The sequence below is a fragment of the Streptomyces sp. NPDC088732 genome, from assembly GCF_044751205.1.
Classification (GTDB): domain Bacteria; phylum Actinomycetota; class Actinomycetes; order Streptomycetales; family Streptomycetaceae; genus Actinacidiphila.
The window spans coordinates 103,193-120,063 of sequence record NZ_JBIVLI010000003.1 but is presented as its reverse complement, the minus strand read 5'-3'; the positions used below and the strand labels follow the sequence as shown (position 1 = coordinate 120,063).

Sequence of the window (16,871 nt, the reverse complement as noted above, 5' to 3'; positions counted from 1 at the left end):
GGGTCCTCGCGCCCCGTCCGTCCCCTCACGGCACTGGAGTGTCCGGAATGGCCATGGACAGAAGGAGTTTCAGCCGGCGGCTGCTGGCGGGCGGCGTGGTCGCCGCCGCCGGGACGGCCTCGTTGTCGGTGGCGTCCGCGCCACCCGCCTCCTCGGCGGAGTCACCGCCGCCCACCGCACCGGCCGGCGGCCAGGTCCGCCATCTCAAGCTCTACGCCGAGACCTTGCCGAACGGTCGGATGGGATACGGCCTGGAGAAGGGCAAGGCCACCGTGCCCGGCCCGCTGATCGAACTCGTCGAGGGCGACACGCTGCACATCGAGTTCGAGAACACCACGGACGTGGACGCCAGCCTCCACGTCCACGGTGTGGACTACGACGTCGCCAGCGACGGCACCCGGATGAACCGCGGCCACGTGGAGCCCGGCGGCACGCGGACGTACACCTGGCGCACCCACGCACCCGGCCGGCGCAAGGACGGCACATGGCAGGCGGGCAGCGCGGGTTACTGGCACTACCACGACCACGTCGTCGGCACCGATCACGGAACGGGCGGGATCCGCAAGGGCCTCTACGGCCCGGTCGTGGTGCGCAGGAAGGGCGACATCCTGCCGGACAAGCAGTTCACGATCGTCTTCAACGACATGACGATCAACAACAGGGCCGCGCACGAGACCCCGAACTTCGAGGCGACGGTGGGCGACCGGGTCGAGATCGTCATGATCACGCACGGCGAGTACTACCACACCTTCCACATGCACGGTCATCGCTGGGCCGACAACCGGACGGGCCTCCTGACCGGCCCGGACGACCCCAGCCGGGTCGTCGACAACAAGATCACCGGGCCCGCCGACTCCTTCGGCTTCCAGATCATCGCGGGCGAACACGTCGGCGCCGGCGCGTGGATGTACCACTGCCACGTCCAGAGCCACTCGGACATGGGCATGGCCGGCCTGTTCCTCGTCGCGAAACCCGACGGGACCATCCCGGGTTACGAGCCGCATCACGCCGCTGGCGCCGCGCAGGACGCGGACGTCTCCGCGGGGCAGCACGCGCACCACTGACCGGGGCAGGGGGCAGCCATCCGGAAGCCGCACTGTGCGGGCTTCCGGGTGGCGCGCCCTCGCCGTCCCCCTGGACCGGTGGCTACAGGGTGATCCAGTAACGGCGCTTGAGGCCCGTGCCGGTGGTGCGGACGTCCTCCAGGACGCCACCGTTGCGCTCGATGGTGAGTGCCGACCCCACGTTTCCGTCGTCACACGTGACGAGGACCCGGTCCAGGCCGATCGCACGGGCCTCCGCGAGCACCGCACCCAGGGCCCATGTCGCCACGCCGCGCCTGCGTGCGGAGGGCCGGATGCTGTAGCCGATGTGCCCGCCGACATCGAGCAGGAGGTCGTTCAGGTAGTGCCGCAGATCAACGGCGCCCAGGTAGGTGTCGCCCTCGGTGATCCACCAATGGGTGGCATGCACGCGCCCTTCCCCGACGGGCGCGGACCTGTCCGCCTGCCGCCGCAGCCGTGCGACCCACTCCGAGAAGACCTCGGGGCTGCCGAGGTCGCCGTCGGGAGCCAGGCGCAGGCCCGATCCGTCCTGGTGGGCACCGGGAGACCACTCGTCACGCGCGGCCAGCCATGAGGCATGCAACCGGCCTGTGGGTGCGCTCAGTTCGGGCATGCGGGGACGCTAGCACCCGCGCGTTCCGCGGCGTTGTGACGGGTGCCGCGCATTGACCGCCGGGGCGGGCGCTGGGACGATCCCGTTGGCCGGAATGCACTGGGGGTGGGGCGTGGCCGGGATGGTGGTCGAGGTCACCGAGCGGTACTGCCGCACCTGCGAGCAACGGGTCCCGCCGGTGGTGCGCCATCGCGTCGGCACGTTCTTCGGCACACTGGCCGTGTCACAGGTAGGAGCGGTGGTCGTCGCCGTCCTGGCGCTGTTCCACCCGATGTCGTTCCCGCCGCCCGTCCACCTGACGGCGGGCTTGATCTTCTACCTCGCGTGGCCGTCGGCCGTCAGGCCCCCGTGGCTCGGTCTGGTGGCCGCCGCCGCCGTTCTGGCCGTCGCGGCGCTCGTGTCGGCCGGGGCGGGCAGCCGTGCGCGGCGGGCGGCGACCTGTCCGACGTGCCGGCTCGGGCTCGACCCCCGCTAGGGGCGGTACGAGGTGAACGGGTCAGTGTGGACGTGCCGTTGACGTCGGGCCCCGCGTAGGGGGCGGATCAGGGGGTCAGGGCGACGAAGGTGTCCGCGATGCGGTCGGCGTCGGTCGGGTGGGCGGCGATGGCGATGATGCGCCAGGTACCGGAGGAGTGACGCCGGACCTCGAAGTGGACTCCGAGGCGTTCGATCTCGGTGTTGTCGGCAGTACGGCGCGACCAGATCACGTCGATCCCGGCGGAGTGCGAGCTGTAGGCGGTCACTCGGCTGTCGGGAACATCGGTGTGGGTGTATCCGGCGGCCCGCAACGGCTCCTGCTGCGCGGCAAGGTAGACCAGTACCGCGTCCGGGTCGGTGCACCAGTCGTACACGGCGCGGGCCGGGTCGGGGTCGTCCACCGAGACGCTGAGCGGAGGGACCCAGAAGTCCAGAACGACCCGGGGATCGGCGGACGGGTCCGCGGCCACGGCGGTCCAGGCCGGGAGGTACTGGTGGAAGAACCAGTCGCGGGCCTCCTCGGCCGCACGCGCCACATTGTCCTTGTACTGGCCGAGGTCCACTTCGTTCCTTCGCCTTCCTCGCACCCCGGGCACGAGTGTGGCCCGGGCCTGGGATCGCCCCCGACGACATTCTGACAAAACGTCAGGCAAGAGGAACCCGACCCGCCGCCGCACGCTGCGCGGAGCGCGGGCCACCCGTGCTTCTTCGCGGCCCGCCCGGGACCTGCCGGCACAAGGAGGGTCGCCGGCCGGCCGGTGCCGGCGAATACGGAGGGCGATTCCGCAGCGACCGTCCGGCGCCCACCGGGTACCACGGTGACCGGAGGCGGCTTCCACTTCCTCACAGGGCGGCCTGTTCCCGTGCGGTCCCCCGGCGCCGGCGCGGCGTAGCCACCTGCCCGCCTGCCGCCCGGGAATAAATGTCATCGCCCGATGACTTCAGTTGATGACTTCGACTGATGACATCGAGGAGTGACGTGAACAGTCCCGCGACAGCGGACCCGCGGACCGGGCGGCAGCGAGCGCTGGTGCCGGTGCTGGTCTCGCTCGGCATGCTGGTCGCCGTGGTGAGCAGCCTCGGTGCCCCGCTGGTGCCGACGATCGCCGCGGAGGAGCACGTCTCCCTCAGCGACGCCCAGTGGTCGCTGACCGTCACGCTGCTCGTCGGAGCCGTCGTCACGCCGTTCATGGGCCGCCTCGGTGACGGCCCGCGCCGCCGCCCGGTGATCCTCGGCGCCCTGGTCGCGGTACTGACCGGCTGCTTCCTTGCCGCGCTGCCGCTGGGCTTCGGCTGCCTCGTGACCGGACGGGCGCTGCAGGGAGTCGGGCTCGGCCTCGTCCCGCTGGCCATCGCGACCGCCCGGGACGCCCTGCCGCCGCGGCGGTCGCGGCCCGCGGTGGCCCTGCTGTCGATCACCACCGTCGCCGGGGTCGGTCTGGGCTACCCGCTCACCGGCGTGATCACGGAGTCCTTCGGGCTGCACGCCGGCTTCTGGTTCGGGGCGGCGGTGAGCGTCGCCGCGCTGGTGGCCGCCGTCGTGGTGCTGCCGCCGTCCCCACGTGGTGCCGCGCCCCGGCTGGACGTTCCCGGTGCGCTGCTGCTCGGCGCCGGGCTCGCCGGGCTGCTGCTCGCCCTGAGCGAGGCCGAGCTCTGGGGCTGGGGCTCGCCGCGGCTGCTCGCCCTGGCGGGTGTCTGCGTACTGCTGCTCGGGGTCTGGGTCGTGCACGAACTGCGCACCGCGCGGCCGCTGGTCGACCTGCGGCTGACCAGGGACCGCACCGTGCTGACCGCCAATGCGACCGCCCTGGTGGCCGGCCTCGGGATGTACCTGCTGCTGTCGCTGGTGACCCGCTTCGTGCAGACGCCGCGTGCGGCCGGCTACGGATTCGGGGCCTCGGTGGCCCTCACCGGGCTGGTGCTGCTGCCGTTCTCGCTCGCCAGCATGGCCGCCGGCCGCGTGGTGCCGCTGGTGGCCCGGCGCGTCGGCACCGCCCTCGTGCTGCCGCTCGGGTGCGCGGTCTCGCTGGCCGCGGTGCTGGCCTTCGCCCTCGTGCGCGGACAGCTGTGGGAACTGTTCGCGATCATGGCGGTGGCCGGGTTCGGGATCGGCTGGATGTTCGCCGTCATGCCGGGCATGATCGTGGGATCCGTCCCCGCGCACGAGACAGGCAGCGCGATGAGCTTCAACCAGGTGCTGCGCTACGTCGGCTACTCGACCGGAAGCGTCCTGAGCGCCACCGTCCTGGAGGCTCACACCGTCGCGGGCGGCATGCTGCCCACCGGCGACGGCTACCGGACGGCCGCACTGCTGGCCTGCGGCGTGTGGGCGGCGATGATCCTGGTGACCGCCGTGCTCCCGCCGCGGCTCAAGCGTGCCGCTGCCACCGCGTCTGCGGTGGTGCCCGTGTCCCGGACGGTGGGCGAGGACGCGGCCCGGAAGGAGGCGAGGCGGTGAACGACCGTACGCCGTCGCGCAGGCGGGACTCCGCGCGCAGCCGCGAACTGCTGCTCCGGGCGGCGGGTGAACTCTTCAGCGAGCGGGGCTTCGACCGGACCACCATCCGCGACATCGGTGAGCGCGCGGGTGTCGATCCGGCAATGATCGCCCGGTACTTCAACAACAAGAGCGGCTTGTACACGGAGGTGCTGCGCGCGGAACTGGGCGACGCGGCCCCGCCGGACCTGCTGCGACCCGATCGGCTCCGTGCACTCCTCGAGCGGGCGGACCGGCGCGGCGCGGGCCCCGTCTTCCGGTCGGCCGTCCAGGCCGAAGGCGACCCAGTCGTCCAGGACGCCGCCCGCGTCCAGTTGTATCTGCGGCTCGTCGACCCCCTGCGGGAGCGGTTCGCCGCCAACGGTCTGGACCGGCCCCGACTGCGGGCCGAGACCGCGGTCGCCGCGTTCCTGGGGGTGCTGCTGGCCCGGGGTGCGGGAACGCTCGACGAACTGGCGTCCGCCGAGCTGGAGGACCTGCTGCCCTTGCTGCGCACCACGCTCGAGGGTCTCGACACCTGACGGTGGCGGGGCGTGCTCACTGCTCCAGCGGCAGGCTCGCGCTCGCGGGGGAGCGCGACGCGACGGTGCGCAGCGGAACACCGCGGAAGGTCTGGATGAGGACGAGTGCCGCACCGGCGGTCACGCACTGGTCGGCGAGGTTGAAGATGCCCGACGAGCCGACCTGGATGAAGTCCAGCACGGCGCCGCGGCCGAAACCAGGTGTGCGGAACAGGCGATCGGCGAGGTTGCCTCCGGCGCCCGCGAAGATCAGCCCGAGACCGACCGCCCACCCCGTGGACCGGACGGAGGGCGCGACCCGTGCGACGAGGACGAGCACGACGGCCGCAAGGAGCGCGAACACCAAGGTCGCGCGGGGCGCGAAGGAGCCGGCAGCCCCGGGGTTCCGGAACGCGGTGAAGGTCACCGCACCGCCCAGTGCGTGCCTGGGTTCGTGGCCCTCCACGGCGACCGCGGCGATCGCCTTCGTGACCTGGTCCACGGCGAATCCGGCCGCCGCAGTCGTCCACAGCAGGTACGTCCGCCGCACCGCCCACCTCCTGATCACCGACAGCCGTCCACCGAGCGTACGCGCTGCCGCCGACAACGGGGCGGTCGCCCGGGAAGAGGGGACGCCAGGCCGACCTCACCAGGTCAGGGTCAGCGAACCCCCTACCGGCAGCGCCTGCCAGCGGTCGGCGTATTCCGCGAACCGGGCCACGATTCGTTCGACCTCCGCGGGGATCTCGCCCGCCGGGACGTACGCGGGCAGCGACTGCGCGTGCCCGTTCCGGACCTCCCACACGGGCACGGCGATGCCCGCCAGGTGCTCCGACCGGGCCATGTCCGCCTGCGCCTCGGGGGACGACTTCACCGGCTTCGACTTGCGGCGCCGGGCCGCCTTGGCGCGCTCCGCGGGATCGGCGGGCCAGAACAGGCCGTTGTCCCCCGCGGCGAGGCGCCCGTAGACCCCGAGCTTGATGCCGGCCTCCGCCTCCACGAGGAAGTGCACCAGGTCGTGCGGCAGATACCGGTGCCCACCGGGCCCGTTGCGCGGGGCGAGTTCGGCCCCGGTCTCGCGGTGCACCGCGATGTCGTAGCTCGTGCCGGGACCCTTGGTGAAGACGACGCGCATACCGGGAACGGTAGGAGGTCCCCGCGGTGGGACGCACCTGGTTTTCCCGCGGCCGGGGTCCGTCCGCATGCGGTTCGTGCAGGGCAGCGGATGCGGCTGGCGGATCGGTTGGCTGCGGGCACCCTCTGGGGCAAGGTCAACGAGAAGGTCCCGGCCGGCGTGACGTCGGTGCGGATGCCCCTGCGGTCGGCGGGGCAGAGGTAACGCTCGGGCGGGCGCGGTCCTCTAGCCGGGTGACCAGGCGTGTGGTGGTGCTCTGGCTGAGGACGACGGCGTGTGCGACCTGCTTCGTCTCGCGCGCTCGATGTGCGTCTCGATCCTGCCCGTGCAGCAGGGACAGGGCGCACCGTCCCCGCGCCAGGCCGATGCCCTCGGGGTCCATCGCCGTCATGGGGCTTCCTCTGTCCACGCATCGGCCCCTGCACGACAGACCCCCCCCACGACAGTAGGAAGCTCCTGCCCATACACCTCGCACGCCATCAAGCACTCCTTGCAATACTCGGCGTGTGCAATTACTGTCGACTCAGATAAGCGCACCTGCAATCTTCGGGAAGGGTGTCCCCTCATGCCTCTCGCGCTTCTGGCTCTCGCGATCGGGGCCTTCGGCATCGGAACGACCGAATTCGTGATCATGGGCTTGCTGCCCCAGGTCTCGCACGACTTCGGAGTCTCCATCCCCACCGGCGGCCTGCTCGTCACCGGCTACGCGCTCGGCGTCATGTTCGGCGCGCCGCTGATGACCGTGCTCGGCACCAAGGTCCCCCGCAAGCGGATGCTCATGCTGCTGATGGGCCTGTTCATCGCCGGCAACCTGCTCTCCGCCCTCGCCCCGTCCTTCGCCGTCATGCTCATCGGCCGGGTGATCGCCTCCCTCGCCCACGGAGCCTTCTTCGGTATCGGATCCGTCGTCGCCGCCGACCTGGTCGCCCCGGACAAGAAGGCCGGCGCGATCGCCATGATGTTCACCGGCCTCACCGTCGCCAACGTCATCGGCGTCCCGCTCGGCACCCTGGTCGGACAGTCCGCCGGGTGGCGCGTCACCTTCGGCATCGTCGCCGCCATCGGCGTCCTGGGCCTGGCGGGCGTCGCCCGCCTCGTCCCCGACGTGCCCAAGCCGGAGGGCGTCCAACTGCGTCACGAACTGGCCGCCTTCAAGAACGCCCAGGTCCTCCTCGCCATGGCGATGACCGTCCTCGGCTTCGGCGGAGTCTTCGCGGCCGTGACCTACATCGCCCCGATGATGACGCACGTCGCCGGATTCTCCGACGGATCGGTGACCTGGCTGCTGGTGCTCTTCGGCCTCGGCATGGTCGGCGGCAACCTCGTCGGCGGCAAGTACGCCGACCGTGCCCTGATGCCGATGCTCTACGTCTCCCTGGGCGCCCTCGCTCTCGTCCTCGGCCTCTTCACGGTCACCGCGCACAACCGGATCACCGCCGCGGTCACCCTCACCCTGATCGGCGCCCTGGGCTTCGCCACCGTCCCGCCCCTGCAAAAGCGCGTCCTGGACCATGCCCACGGCGCCCCGACGCTGGCCTCGGCCGTCAACATCGGCGCCTTCAACCTCGGCAACGCCCTGGCTGCCTGGCTCGGCGGCATCGTCATCGCGGCCGGGCTCGGCTACACCGCCCCCAACGGGGTCGGCGCGGCCCTCGCCGGCGCCGCCCTGCTGATCGCCGTCCTCTCCGCCGCCTTGGAACGTCGCGGCGGCTCGCACACCGCCGTCATTAGCGCTCCGACGGCCGAACGCCCGGTCGTCACTCACTGATCCGGCCCAGCACGGCCACCGTCCGCATGGGCCTGGCAACCACGTTGATCACGCCCGGCAGAACAGTCACCACCGCATCAACGACCAGTACCGCCTCTTGACGACAACCCGTTACCAAGGAGAGATCCCATGTGCACCACCGCTGTCGCCCCCCTCACCGCCCAGGATGCCTACGCACTCATCGACGCCGCCGGCAACGCTGCGGACGCAGCCGGTGTCGCGGTCAGCGTCGCCGTCCTGGATGCCGGTGGCCGGCTCCTCGCCTTCCGCCGTAACGAGCAGGCGGTACTGATCTCGGGTGAGACCAGCCGCGCCAAGGCCTACACGTCGGTCCAGCTGAGCACCCCCACGGTCGACCTCGTCGGCGCCGTACAGCCGGGCGGGCCCCTGCACACGCTGCCCACCGCCCTCGACCGGCCGCTGCTGTTCATCGCCGGCGGCATCCCCCTCCACCGCGACGGCCGGCTGATCGGCGCCATCGGCGTCGGCGGAGGCACTCCCGACCAGGACCACTCCTTCGCCACCGCCGCGGTGAAGACCCTCGGCTGACGTTGCCACCCCGGGCCGCTGACCGCCGGCTCCCATCCACCGGAAATCCGGCGGTCAGCCGTCCCTGTACCCATGACAGACCACCCCCGCGTCAGTCGCACACCCACTCACAGCGCCCCCTCCGGGCCGGAGCCGACCGGGCCGGCCGACGCGCGAAAGGATCAGCGCCATGACCAAGACGGGCCCCCAGATCACGCTGAACAATGGCGTCGCCATGCCCCGGCTGGGCTTCGGTGGCTTCCAGGTGGGCGAACGGGAGATCGCCACGGCCCTGGAAAGCGGCTACCGCAGCATCGACACGGCGTCGGCCTACGGCAACGAGGCCGACGTCGGGCGGGCGCTGCGCTCGTCCGGCATAGCCCGGGACCTCGTGTTCGTCACGACCAAGGTGTGGAACAGCGACCAGGGCTACGAAAGCACCCTTGCCGCCTTCGAGGCCTCGATCGCCCGGCTCCAACTGGACTACGTGGACCTGTACCTCGTCCACTGGCCTGCCCCGGCACGCAATGCCTACCTGGACACATGGCGGGCACTGGAGAAGATCCTCGCAGACGGCCGGGTGCGCGCCATCGGGGTCTCCAACTTCCGGACTGCGGACCTGCGGCGCCTGCTGGACGACAGCGGAACCGTCCCGGCGGTCAACCAGATCGAGCTGCATCCCTATCTGCAGCAGACAGAGCTGCGGGCGCTCCACGACCGACACGGCATCGTGACCGAGGCATGGGGCCCGCTCGCCCGCGGCGGCCTTCTGGGGCACCCGGTCATCACGGCCATCGCCGGCCGGCTCGGCAGGACCCCGGCCCAGGTCGTCCTGCGCTGGCACCTGCAGCTCGGCAATGTCGTCATCCCCAAGTCGGCGACACCCGAGCGCATCCGCCAGAACTTCGATGTCTTCGGCTTCGAACTCACCAACGCGGATATGGCCGTGATCGGCGGGCTCGGCAACGGTACCCGCACCGGGCCGGACCCCGACACTGTCAACTGATCCCCACGGAACAAGCTGAGTTGCCGGGCCGCTCGGGTCGCTGCCGGAGTCCGCGATGCCGGGCTCCGGCGGCGGGAGCGGCCCGTCCCCGACGCACACCGGGCGGCATCGAAGCCTGTCGCATCATCACCATGCCGGGCGTGCACGGACAGGCACATGCGAAGCCGTGGCCACCGGTGCCCGAAAGGCTCCGCTGTATATTCCTCGGATGACCTCTTCGGATGCGATCGACGACCGCCTGATCACCACATTCGGTCGTCTGGTAGAGGCCTACAGTCGACTTGAACGCCGGCTGGGCGGCGCCCTGCAGGCGGAGGCCGGACTGCCTCACGTGTGGTTCGAGGTCCTGCTCCGTCTCGCCCGCTCGGAGAACGGGCAGATGACGATGGGCGTTCTCGGCGAGCAGATCGCGTTGACCAGTGGCGGTGTGACCCGGCTGATCGATCGCATGGCAGCCGCAGGATACGTGGAGCGCCGTCTTCTCCCGGCCGACCGCCGGGTGGTGTACGCAGTGGTCACCCCGTCCGGCCGTGAGGTGGTGAACCGGGCCTCCGTCGCGCACGCACGCAACCTGCGGGATGTCTTCGCCGGATTCGGGGAGCAGGACCTCGACAGCCTCGATCGCCTGCTGGACCGTCTGCGGGAAAACGTCCCCCCCGCCTCCTGATCGATCCGTTCCCGGCGAGGTGGTGTCAGACGCGCGGTCGGTGCCCGGTTGGTCGCCGCTGCGACTGTGCCCGGCGGGGCGGCCACGGTTGGTCGCTCGCTCGACGGTGTTGCGCTTCTTGTACCGCTCCTCGTCGAAGCCGGGTGGCCGTCCGCCGCGTGAGCCTTTGTGCCGGCGGGCAGCCTGGCTGTCGGTCGTCTCCGGGAGGGTGTGCCGGATGCCCCGGCGTCGCAACAGCTCGCGTACGGGCCCGTAGGCGTAGGCCGACGTGGACGGCGAGTATTCGCATCGGCTGGACAAGTCCCAGGCTTCCTGTGCGGGGCCCGGTCGGCGGGCGGTCAGCGGAGGGCCGCGGCCTCGTAGCGGTCGACCTGCTTGCGGAGCAGCAGCGCGGTGGTGTCCGCGTCGGCGTCCGACGTGGTCCGGGTGCCGGCGTTGACGAGCGCGGGTCCGTCGAGGACGAACTGCTGGAGGGTGGTGGACCCGCCGTCCTTGACGCGTACGCCGAGGGAACGCTCGCCGAGCTTGTCGACGCCCGTGCGCGTGTACGTGACGACGGAGCCGTTGTGCGTCCGCTCGCGGCAGGACTGCAGTGCCTGCTCCATCGCGTCCAGCACCTCGGCGGCGTCGCTCGGGGTGGCGTACTGCCGCAGTTGGACGGTCGCGACCGCCGCGGTGCCCCCGGTGCCGTTCCGGAAGGTGCTGTCCACGGTGACCTGCGCCTCGTGGGGCTGCGTGTAGTCGCAGAAGCTCTGGTTCGCGCCGAGCCCGTCGCCCTTGCCCGCGGACCAGCCGGCGGGCAGGTCCGACAGGGGCAGCAGGGCCGCACCCAGTTTCTCCTTCGCCAGGAAGTGCGCACCGGGGCCGGGCGGGGCCGCGCCGGGTGTGCCGGCCGCGGGGGAACCGGGGGTGCTCCGCGTCGCGGGCGGGGCGCCCGCGGAGGCCGGGGGCGTGGTGGAGCTGCAGGCGGCGAGAGCGGCGGTGAACAGGAGCGTTCCGACGATGTGGACGAGCTTGCGGTGGGACAAAGGGTTCCTTGCAGGTGGCGACTGATCTGTCGGGCTGAACGGGATGGCCGGCGCAGCTTATGCACCTGTCGCCGGCTTCCGTGCGACGGGCCCGTTATGCGCAGTTGGCCGTTGCGTCTCCGGTCGGTGTACGCGGCCACTGCCGGGGACTGCGCGGGCGGGCAATGCGCCGTGCGCAACGGGGCAAGGAGGGTCGCCCGGGCCGGACCTACGGTCGAGGTGTCCCGCCACGAAAGGGACCCGATGCGCAGGGCTGCGGCCGCTCACGGACCCCCGCGGTTCCCGGACCCGGCGCACCAACCATGAGGGAGTGAGATCGATGACGGAGATCGAACAGTTCGAGGGAGCGGGGGAGGAGGGCCGGCCGCTTCATCGCCTGACCGTCGCGGGTCTCCTGGCCTCCGTCCTCGCGGCCAGCGTGGTGTGCGCGGTGCTCGCCATTCTGCCGCTGGGCCATCCCAGCCTCGCGTGCGGCATCGCGCCGCTTCTCACCGCGGGGGCCGTGGCCGTCGTGCTGGGCCGTCTGAAAGACCGCTACCGCCATCGGGCGGCGCAGGCGTGTGCCGTGTCCGACACCGTGCGGCGGGTCCTGCTGCGGCCCCTTCCCCGGCGCATCGGCGCTCTCGGGCTCGCGTCCGTCTACCGTGCCTGCGGCGGTCGCGGTCAGGTCGGCGGCGACCTGTACGCGGTCGCGCGCACGGGTGGGGCGACGCGGTTGATCATCGGCGACGTGTGCGGCAAGGGCCTGCCCACGTTCGAGGACGTCGCGGCCGTGCTCGGCGCTTTCCGGGAGTGGGCCCCGCGGGCCGAGGGCCTGCCCGAGTTGTCGGCACGTCTGGAGGAGAGCTTCCTGCGCCACCTGGCGGAGGCCGACGACGGCGCCCGCGACACGAACGAGCGCTTCGTGACGGCGCTGCTCCTGGAGATCCCGGACGGCGAGCGGTTCGCCCGCATGGTCAATCACGGACATCCGTCGCCGGTACGGGCCCGCGAGGGGGGTGTCGACCTGGTGCCGGGCCGCCCGTCGCTGCCGCTGGGACTGCACGGTCTGCCCGGCTTGGGCGCGATCGAGGAGTCCTTCGAACTGGCCGTGGGGGACACGCTGTTGCTCTACACGGACGGCCTGATCGAGGCCCGCGACGCCGCCGGGCGCCACTATCCGCTGCTGGAGCGCGCACGGGACTGGGGGTGGACCCGGCAGGACGCGGCACACCACGACTCCCTGCCCGCCGTGCTCGGGGAGATCCTCCAGGACCTCGTCGCCCACTCGGGCACGCTTCCGGCGGACGACCTCGCGATGGTCGCGCTGACCCGCCTGGAGGGACCGGGTGCGGCCGCGCGGCTCCAGCCCGTGGGTGAGGCCCTGCACGGGGCCGCCGGGTGAACGCGGCGGGCAGGATCACGTAGGCAGGTACCGGTACCCGTGCGGCCACCGCGCGGGCACCGGCCACGGGGGGCCACCCCGGCGCCTCGCCGGACCGTCACTCGTACCGGTACTTCAGCGAATCCGCCTCCGTCCGCTCGATGTCGGCGATCGTCAGCTCCGGCATCCGCAGCTGGGCCAGTGTCACCTCGGCCGAGGTCGGCTGGGCGTCCGCCGGCAGCCACTGCTCCGGCTTCCAGGCCGCGCTGCGCAGGAGCGCCTTGGGGCAGTGCGGGTAGACCTCCTCGATCCCCACCACCAGCGCGCTGGCCGGCGGCTTGCCCACGGCGGTCAGCTGCGACAGCAGCTCCGGGCGGGTGGAGACGCAGGCGCGGCCGTTCACCCTGAGCGTGGTGGTGCGTCCCGGGATGACGAACAGCAGCCCGGCCCGGCCGGTGGCGACGACGTTCTGGAGGGTGTCCAGGCGCTTGTTGCCGGTCGCGTCCGGTATCGCCACCGTTCGTGCGTCCAGGACGGAGACGAATCCGGGGGGACCGCCGCGCGGTGAGACGTCGCAGTTGCCCTCCTCGTCCGCGCTGGCGACCAGGACCAGCGACGCGCAGGCGATCAGCCGCCCGGTCTGCTCGGTGAGTTCGGTCATCTGCTTGCGCACGGCGGCGTCGCCGGGGAGCGCGTAGGCCTGGCGCAGCGCCTCCTGGTCGCGTACGGCGTCGAGGCGGAGCGAGTCGAATGCACTGCTGACAAGGGATGGCGTCATGCCCCCGACCCTATGGGGCGGACCTGCCGGCGCAGGGTTCAGCCGGCGGCGCTGTCGTCGTCGGTCCGGCGCGTACGGGAGGCCGGGAGCGGTTCGAGAAGCCGCCGGGGGCGGACGAGTTGGGCGGACACGGGATCGAGGTCCGCGTCGGCGGCCACGTGGAAGCCGGGGCCGGGTTCCATCCGGATCTCGGGGACCGCCGCGACGGAGCCGCATGCCTGGCAGCGGCCTTCGCCGTCGAGGAGGCCGCCGTCCGCGTCGTGGTGCCAGGCGCGCTTCACGCCGGCGGGGGAGTAGTACGCATCGCCCCAGGCCATCATGGCGCGCACGATCGGCCACAGCGCGATGCCCTTGGCCGTCAGCCGGTACTCGACGGTTCCCGCCCCGTCGTCGTCCCTGGTGAGCACGCCCTCCCTGACGAGCAGCTTCAGCCGGCCGGTGAGGACGGCACGGGGGATCCGCAGCTGGGTGGCGAGGTCCCCGAAGCGGCGCACCCCGTAGAAGGCGTTGCGGACGATGAGAAGGGTCCATCGTTCGCCGATGACCTCCATCGCTCGTGCCAGCGAGCAGTTGCTGTCCGGGTAGGTGCTGGGAAGCGTCATACCCGCATTTTACCTCCATTGGTTCACTCACTGAACTGGCCGGTGTTACGGTGACCTTAGTTCACTGACTGAACTGCATTGTCGGGCGCGTGGGGCGGGTATGCCGGAGAGGGTTCTGATGATCAATGACGACAGGCTGTTCCTGATCACCGGTGCGACCGGCAGGACCGGGGTCGGAACGGTCCAGCTGCTGCTGGAGCGCGGTCACCGCGTCCGCGCCCTGGTGCACCGCGAGGACGGGCGCTCCCAGGCGCTCGCGAAGGCCGGCGCCGAGATCGCCGTGGCGGACCTGCGCGACTTCGGCGCCGTGAGCCAGGCCATGCGGGGCGTCACGGGGGCCTACCTGTGCTATCCGGTCCTCCCGGGCCTGATCGAGGCGACCACCTGCTTCGCCAAGGCGGCGACCGACGCGGGAGTCCGTTCCGTGGTCGGCATGTCGCAGATCTCCGCCCGCGCCGAGGCGGGCAGCGACGCCGCCCGGCAGCACTGGATGTCCGAGCGGCTGCTGGACGCGACCGGCCTGCTCACGGCACACATCCGGCCGACCTTCTTCGCCGAGTGGCTCCCGCTGTGGTGGGAGCGGCGCGACGGCGGGGGACGCCTGCGGCTCCCGTTCGGCGAGGGCCGCCACGCCCCGATCGCCGCGGCCGACCAGTCGTACGTGATCGCCGCCCTGCTGCTCGACCCCGAGCCGCACGACCGCGCCGTCCTCACCCTGCACGGCCCGGCCCAACTGGACCACTACGCCATCGCCGAGGTCATGACCAGGACACTCGGTGTCCCGGTGCGCTACGAACCGATCAGCGTCGAGGAGTTCGCCTCGGCCATGGCGGAACGCGGGATGGACGCCCACCGCGTCCAGCACCTGAGCAACGTCGCCGTCGACTACCGGAACGGCGTGTTCGCCGGCACGAACGACAACGTCGAGCGGATCGGCGGCCGGACCCCGCTGTCCGTCGAGCAGTTCGTCGGTGAGCACAGGCACGACTTCGACACCAGCGGCCCCTACTACGTGCCCGCCCCCTGACGCGCGGCCGTCCGTGGCCCCGCGCGCAACCACCACCCATCGACTTTCACCAATAAGGAGAACCGCATGTCTTCCGTGCTGATCACCGGCGCTTCCCAAGGAATCGGCCGGGCCATCGCCGTCGAACTGGCGCACCGCGGCCATCGGGTGATCGCCACCGCCCGCCGCCCGGAGGTTCTGGCCGATCTCCCCGTGGCCGAGCGCCTGCGCCTCGACGTCACCGATCAGGACAGCGTCGACCGGGCCCTGGCGGCCGCCGGCGAGATCGACGTGCTGGTCAGCAACGCCGGCGCGACGGTGCGCGCACCGCTGGAGACCGCCCCGCTCGCCGAGGTCGAACGGCTCTACCAGCTCAACGCCCTCGGAGCACTGCGCGTGGCGCAGGGGGTGCTGCCGGCGATGCGGGAACGGCGATCCGGCCGCCTCGTCTTCGTCTCCAGCATCCAGGGACGTCTCGTGCTGCCGATCATCGGACCGTACGGCGCCAGCAAATGGGCCCTGGAGGCCATGGCCGAGACCCTGGCCATCGAGACCGGCCACTTCGGCGTCAAGGTGAGCATCGTGCAGCCGGGCGCCGTGGCCACGACCGGCGTCACACAGGCGCGGTCGTTCGTCCCGGAGGACAGCCCGTACGCCCCGCTGTACCGGCAACTCCCCACCCTGCGCGGCGAGGTCATCACCTCCGAGGAGGTCGCCGTCGTCGTTGCCGACACGATCGAACAGCCCGACCCTCCCCTGCGCGTGCCCGCCGGCGCTCCCGCGGAACGGGCCCTGAAGGCCCGCAAGGAGGCGCCCGAGAACGAGCCGTTCATGCCGGCCGCTCTCGACTGGTAGGGCGGAGGCGCCGGGCCCGCGGGGCGGCCGTACGGCTCAGTCGTGCGGCACCCCGCGGGCCGGCACGCCGCCGTCCGCACCGCTGCGGCCGGCGGCCCACGAGGCCAGCACCGTCAGGGCCTCGTCCGAGCGCGAGCCGGGATCGGCGAGGAACGTCAGCAGGGTCTGGTCCGGGTCGCCGGGGAAGGCCAGCGCCTCGGTGCGCAGCGTGAGGGGGCCGACGACCGGATGGTGCAGGTACTTGGTGTGGTGGCTGAACCGCACCACCTTCTGCGCGGCCCACCACCGGCGGAAACGCTCGCTCTTCATGGACAGTTCGCCCACCAGCTCGGCGGTGCGGGGGTCGTCGGGGTGCCGGGCGGCGTCCATGCGCAGCGTTCCCACGAACTCGGAGGCGACCTTCTCCCACCGGTCGCCGAAGAGCGAGCGCGCCGTCTCGTCGAGCACGATCCAGCGCGTGGCGTTGCGGTCCCTGGCGGGCATCGCGTCGAAGTCGGCGAGCAGCGCACGGCCCATCCGGTTGCTGACCAGGATGTCGGTACGCCGCCCCAGGACCAGGGCCGGGGTGTCCTCGAGCCGGGCGAGAAGCGCGTGGATCCCCGGACGTACCTTCTGCCCGGCGCGTGGGGTCCGGCGGACCGTCCCGGCGGCCTGCGGACGCGCCACCGCGTGCAGGTAGCTGCGTTCCGCCGGATCGAGCTGGAAGGCGTTCGCCAGGGCGTCGAGGACGGACTCCGAGGGAGTGATGGGCCGGCCCTGCTCCAGGCGCGTGTAGTAGTCCACGCTGACACCCGCCAGCGCCGCCAGTTCCTCCCGGCGCAGCCCGGGGACCCGCCGCGGCGCCGCGTCGTGCAGACCGAGTCGCTCCGGATCCATCGCCGCGCGCCGGGCGCGCAGGAAGTCGCCGAGCCCTTCGTTGCGGTCCATTCCCCCATGGTCCCTCCTGCCGGGGCGGCGTGCCCCGGCGAACCTGGCCCTCCGGAT

Annotated in this window: 19 protein-coding genes; 11 read left to right on the top strand and 8 right to left on the bottom strand. The window is 71.9% G+C overall.

What is annotated here, in order from left to right; translation table 11 throughout:
- Positions 1 to 53 precede the first annotated feature (53 nt).
- On the top strand, positions 54 to 1,064 hold the full coding sequence (locus ACIP9H_RS06060; protein ID WP_401581568.1) for a multicopper oxidase domain-containing protein: 1,011 nt from the start codon (positions 54 to 56) through the stop codon (positions 1,062 to 1,064).
- 82 nt (positions 1,065 to 1,146) lie between these two features.
- Here the strand turns inward: ACIP9H_RS06060 and ACIP9H_RS06055 are convergent, their stop codons facing one another.
- Positions 1,147 to 1,677: a GNAT family N-acetyltransferase gene (locus tag ACIP9H_RS06055; protein WP_401581565.1), complete on the bottom strand. Its 531-nt coding sequence runs from the start codon at positions 1,675 to 1,677 to the stop codon at positions 1,147 to 1,149.
- 94 nt (positions 1,678 to 1,771) lie between these two features.
- On the opposite strand from ACIP9H_RS06055, the gene ACIP9H_RS06050 reads away from it, so the two are divergent.
- Positions 1,772 to 2,152: a hypothetical protein gene (locus tag ACIP9H_RS06050; protein WP_401581563.1), complete on the top strand. Its 381-nt coding sequence runs from the start codon at positions 1,772 to 1,774 to the stop codon at positions 2,150 to 2,152.
- Positions 2,153 to 2,219: 67 nt separating this feature from the next.
- Here the strand turns inward: ACIP9H_RS06050 and ACIP9H_RS06045 are convergent, their stop codons facing one another.
- A complete protein-coding gene (locus ACIP9H_RS06045) occupies positions 2,220 to 2,717 on the bottom strand; it encodes a hypothetical protein (RefSeq protein ID WP_401581560.1) in 498 nt (165 codons plus the stop codon).
- A gap of 416 nt (positions 2,718 to 3,133) precedes the next feature.
- Between ACIP9H_RS06045 and ACIP9H_RS06040 the strand changes: the two genes are divergently transcribed.
- A complete protein-coding gene (locus ACIP9H_RS06040; RefSeq protein WP_401581558.1) occupies positions 3,134 to 4,612 on the top strand; it encodes an MFS transporter in 1,479 nt (492 codons plus the stop codon).
- Entirely contained in the window at positions 4,609 to 5,172 is a 564-nt protein-coding gene (locus ACIP9H_RS06035) for a TetR family transcriptional regulator (protein WP_401581555.1), read from the top strand. The genes ACIP9H_RS06040 and ACIP9H_RS06035 overlap by 4 nt, the downstream gene beginning before the upstream one ends.
- 16 nt (positions 5,173 to 5,188) lie before the next feature.
- Here the strand turns inward: ACIP9H_RS06035 and ACIP9H_RS06030 are convergent, their stop codons facing one another.
- Together ACIP9H_RS06030 and ACIP9H_RS06025 are read right to left on the bottom strand one after the other, a co-directional pair.
- Complete coding sequence (locus tag ACIP9H_RS06030; RefSeq protein WP_401581552.1) at positions 5,189 to 5,701, bottom strand: signal peptidase II; 513 nt, start codon at positions 5,699 to 5,701, stop codon at positions 5,189 to 5,191.
- Positions 5,702 to 5,797: 96 nt separating this feature from the next.
- A complete protein-coding gene (locus tag ACIP9H_RS06025; protein WP_401581549.1) occupies positions 5,798 to 6,286 on the bottom strand; it encodes a hypothetical protein in 489 nt (162 codons plus the stop codon).
- Between the two features lie 565 nt (positions 6,287 to 6,851).
- Between ACIP9H_RS06025 and ACIP9H_RS06020 the strand changes: the two genes are divergently transcribed.
- From ACIP9H_RS06020 to ACIP9H_RS06005, 4 genes are all read left to right on the top strand, one after another.
- On the top strand, positions 6,852 to 8,054 hold the full coding sequence (locus ACIP9H_RS06020) for an MFS transporter (RefSeq protein WP_401581546.1): 1,203 nt from the start codon (positions 6,852 to 6,854) through the stop codon (positions 8,052 to 8,054).
- Positions 8,055 to 8,183: 129 nt separating this feature from the next.
- Complete coding sequence (locus ACIP9H_RS06015; protein ID WP_401581544.1) at positions 8,184 to 8,603, top strand: heme-binding protein; 420 nt, start codon at positions 8,184 to 8,186, stop codon at positions 8,601 to 8,603.
- A gap of 169 nt (positions 8,604 to 8,772) precedes the next feature.
- Complete coding sequence (locus tag ACIP9H_RS06010; protein ID WP_401581542.1) at positions 8,773 to 9,588, top strand: aldo/keto reductase; 816 nt, start codon at positions 8,773 to 8,775, stop codon at positions 9,586 to 9,588.
- Positions 9,589 to 9,796: 208 nt separating this feature from the next.
- Positions 9,797 to 10,255, top strand: coding sequence for a MarR family winged helix-turn-helix transcriptional regulator (locus tag ACIP9H_RS06005; protein WP_401581539.1), 459 nt, complete (start codon positions 9,797 to 9,799; stop codon positions 10,253 to 10,255).
- Positions 10,256 to 10,593: 338 nt separating this feature from the next.
- Here the strand turns inward: ACIP9H_RS06005 and ACIP9H_RS06000 are convergent, their stop codons facing one another.
- Entirely contained in the window at positions 10,594 to 11,283 is a 690-nt protein-coding gene (locus tag ACIP9H_RS06000; protein WP_401581537.1) for a hypothetical protein, read from the bottom strand.
- 319 nt (positions 11,284 to 11,602) lie between these two features.
- Between ACIP9H_RS06000 and ACIP9H_RS05995 the strand changes: the two genes are divergently transcribed.
- A complete protein-coding gene (locus ACIP9H_RS05995; protein ID WP_401581534.1) occupies positions 11,603 to 12,667 on the top strand; it encodes a PP2C family protein-serine/threonine phosphatase in 1,065 nt (354 codons plus the stop codon).
- 97 nt (positions 12,668 to 12,764) lie between these two features.
- Here the strand turns inward: ACIP9H_RS05995 and ACIP9H_RS05990 are convergent, their stop codons facing one another.
- A complete protein-coding gene (locus tag ACIP9H_RS05990; RefSeq protein ID WP_401581531.1) occupies positions 12,765 to 13,424 on the bottom strand; it encodes an MSMEG_1061 family FMN-dependent PPOX-type flavoprotein in 660 nt (219 codons plus the stop codon).
- A 38-nt stretch (positions 13,425 to 13,462) separates the two neighbouring features.
- A complete protein-coding gene (locus ACIP9H_RS05985; RefSeq protein ID WP_401581529.1) occupies positions 13,463 to 14,026 on the bottom strand; it encodes a winged helix-turn-helix transcriptional regulator in 564 nt (187 codons plus the stop codon).
- A gap of 118 nt (positions 14,027 to 14,144) precedes the next feature.
- Between ACIP9H_RS05985 and ACIP9H_RS05980 the strand changes: the two genes are divergently transcribed.
- Positions 14,145 to 15,053, top strand: a complete 909-nt coding sequence (locus tag ACIP9H_RS05980) for an NmrA family NAD(P)-binding protein (RefSeq protein ID WP_401581526.1) — start codon at positions 14,145 to 14,147, stop codon at positions 15,051 to 15,053.
- 66 nt (positions 15,054 to 15,119) lie between these two features.
- Positions 15,120 to 15,887 (top strand): SDR family oxidoreductase, encoded by a 768-nt coding sequence (locus ACIP9H_RS05975; RefSeq protein WP_401581524.1) that lies wholly within the window; start codon positions 15,120 to 15,122, stop codon positions 15,885 to 15,887.
- A gap of 36 nt (positions 15,888 to 15,923) precedes the next feature.
- On the opposite strand, the gene ACIP9H_RS05970 is transcribed toward ACIP9H_RS05975, so the two are convergent.
- Complete coding sequence (locus tag ACIP9H_RS05970) at positions 15,924 to 16,814, bottom strand: helix-turn-helix transcriptional regulator (RefSeq protein WP_401581521.1); 891 nt, start codon at positions 16,812 to 16,814, stop codon at positions 15,924 to 15,926.
- Positions 16,815 to 16,871 lie beyond the last annotated feature (57 nt).

Coding starts and splice junctions, on each gene's coding strand:
- ACIP9H_RS06015 (WP_401581544.1), top strand. CDS start 8,184: ATGTGCACCACCGCTGTCGCCCCCCTCACCGCCCAGGATGCCTACGCA.
- ACIP9H_RS06055 (WP_401581565.1), bottom strand. CDS start 1,677: ATGCCCGAACTGAGCGCACCCACAGGCCGGTTGCATGCCTCATGGCTG.
- ACIP9H_RS05990 (WP_401581531.1), bottom strand. CDS start 13,424: ATGACGCCATCCCTTGTCAGCAGTGCATTCGACTCGCTCCGCCTCGAC.
- ACIP9H_RS06010 (WP_401581542.1), top strand. CDS start 8,773: ATGACCAAGACGGGCCCCCAGATCACGCTGAACAATGGCGTCGCCATG.
- ACIP9H_RS05980 (WP_401581526.1), top strand. CDS start 14,145: ATGATCAATGACGACAGGCTGTTCCTGATCACCGGTGCGACCGGCAGG.
- ACIP9H_RS05985 (WP_401581529.1), bottom strand. CDS start 14,026: ATGACGCTTCCCAGCACCTACCCGGACAGCAACTGCTCGCTGGCACGA.
- ACIP9H_RS06020 (WP_401581546.1), top strand. CDS start 6,852: ATGCCTCTCGCGCTTCTGGCTCTCGCGATCGGGGCCTTCGGCATCGGA.
- ACIP9H_RS05970 (WP_401581521.1), bottom strand. CDS start 16,814: ATGGACCGCAACGAAGGGCTCGGCGACTTCCTGCGCGCCCGGCGCGCG.
- ACIP9H_RS06005 (WP_401581539.1), top strand. CDS start 9,797: ATGACCTCTTCGGATGCGATCGACGACCGCCTGATCACCACATTCGGT.
- ACIP9H_RS06025 (WP_401581549.1), bottom strand. CDS start 6,286: ATGCGCGTCGTCTTCACCAAGGGTCCCGGCACGAGCTACGACATCGCG.
- ACIP9H_RS06060 (WP_401581568.1), top strand. CDS start 54: ATGGACAGAAGGAGTTTCAGCCGGCGGCTGCTGGCGGGCGGCGTGGTC.
- ACIP9H_RS05995 (WP_401581534.1), top strand. CDS start 11,603: ATGACGGAGATCGAACAGTTCGAGGGAGCGGGGGAGGAGGGCCGGCCG.
- ACIP9H_RS05975 (WP_401581524.1), top strand. CDS start 15,120: ATGTCTTCCGTGCTGATCACCGGCGCTTCCCAAGGAATCGGCCGGGCC.
- ACIP9H_RS06050 (WP_401581563.1), top strand. CDS start 1,772: ATGCACTGGGGGTGGGGCGTGGCCGGGATGGTGGTCGAGGTCACCGAG.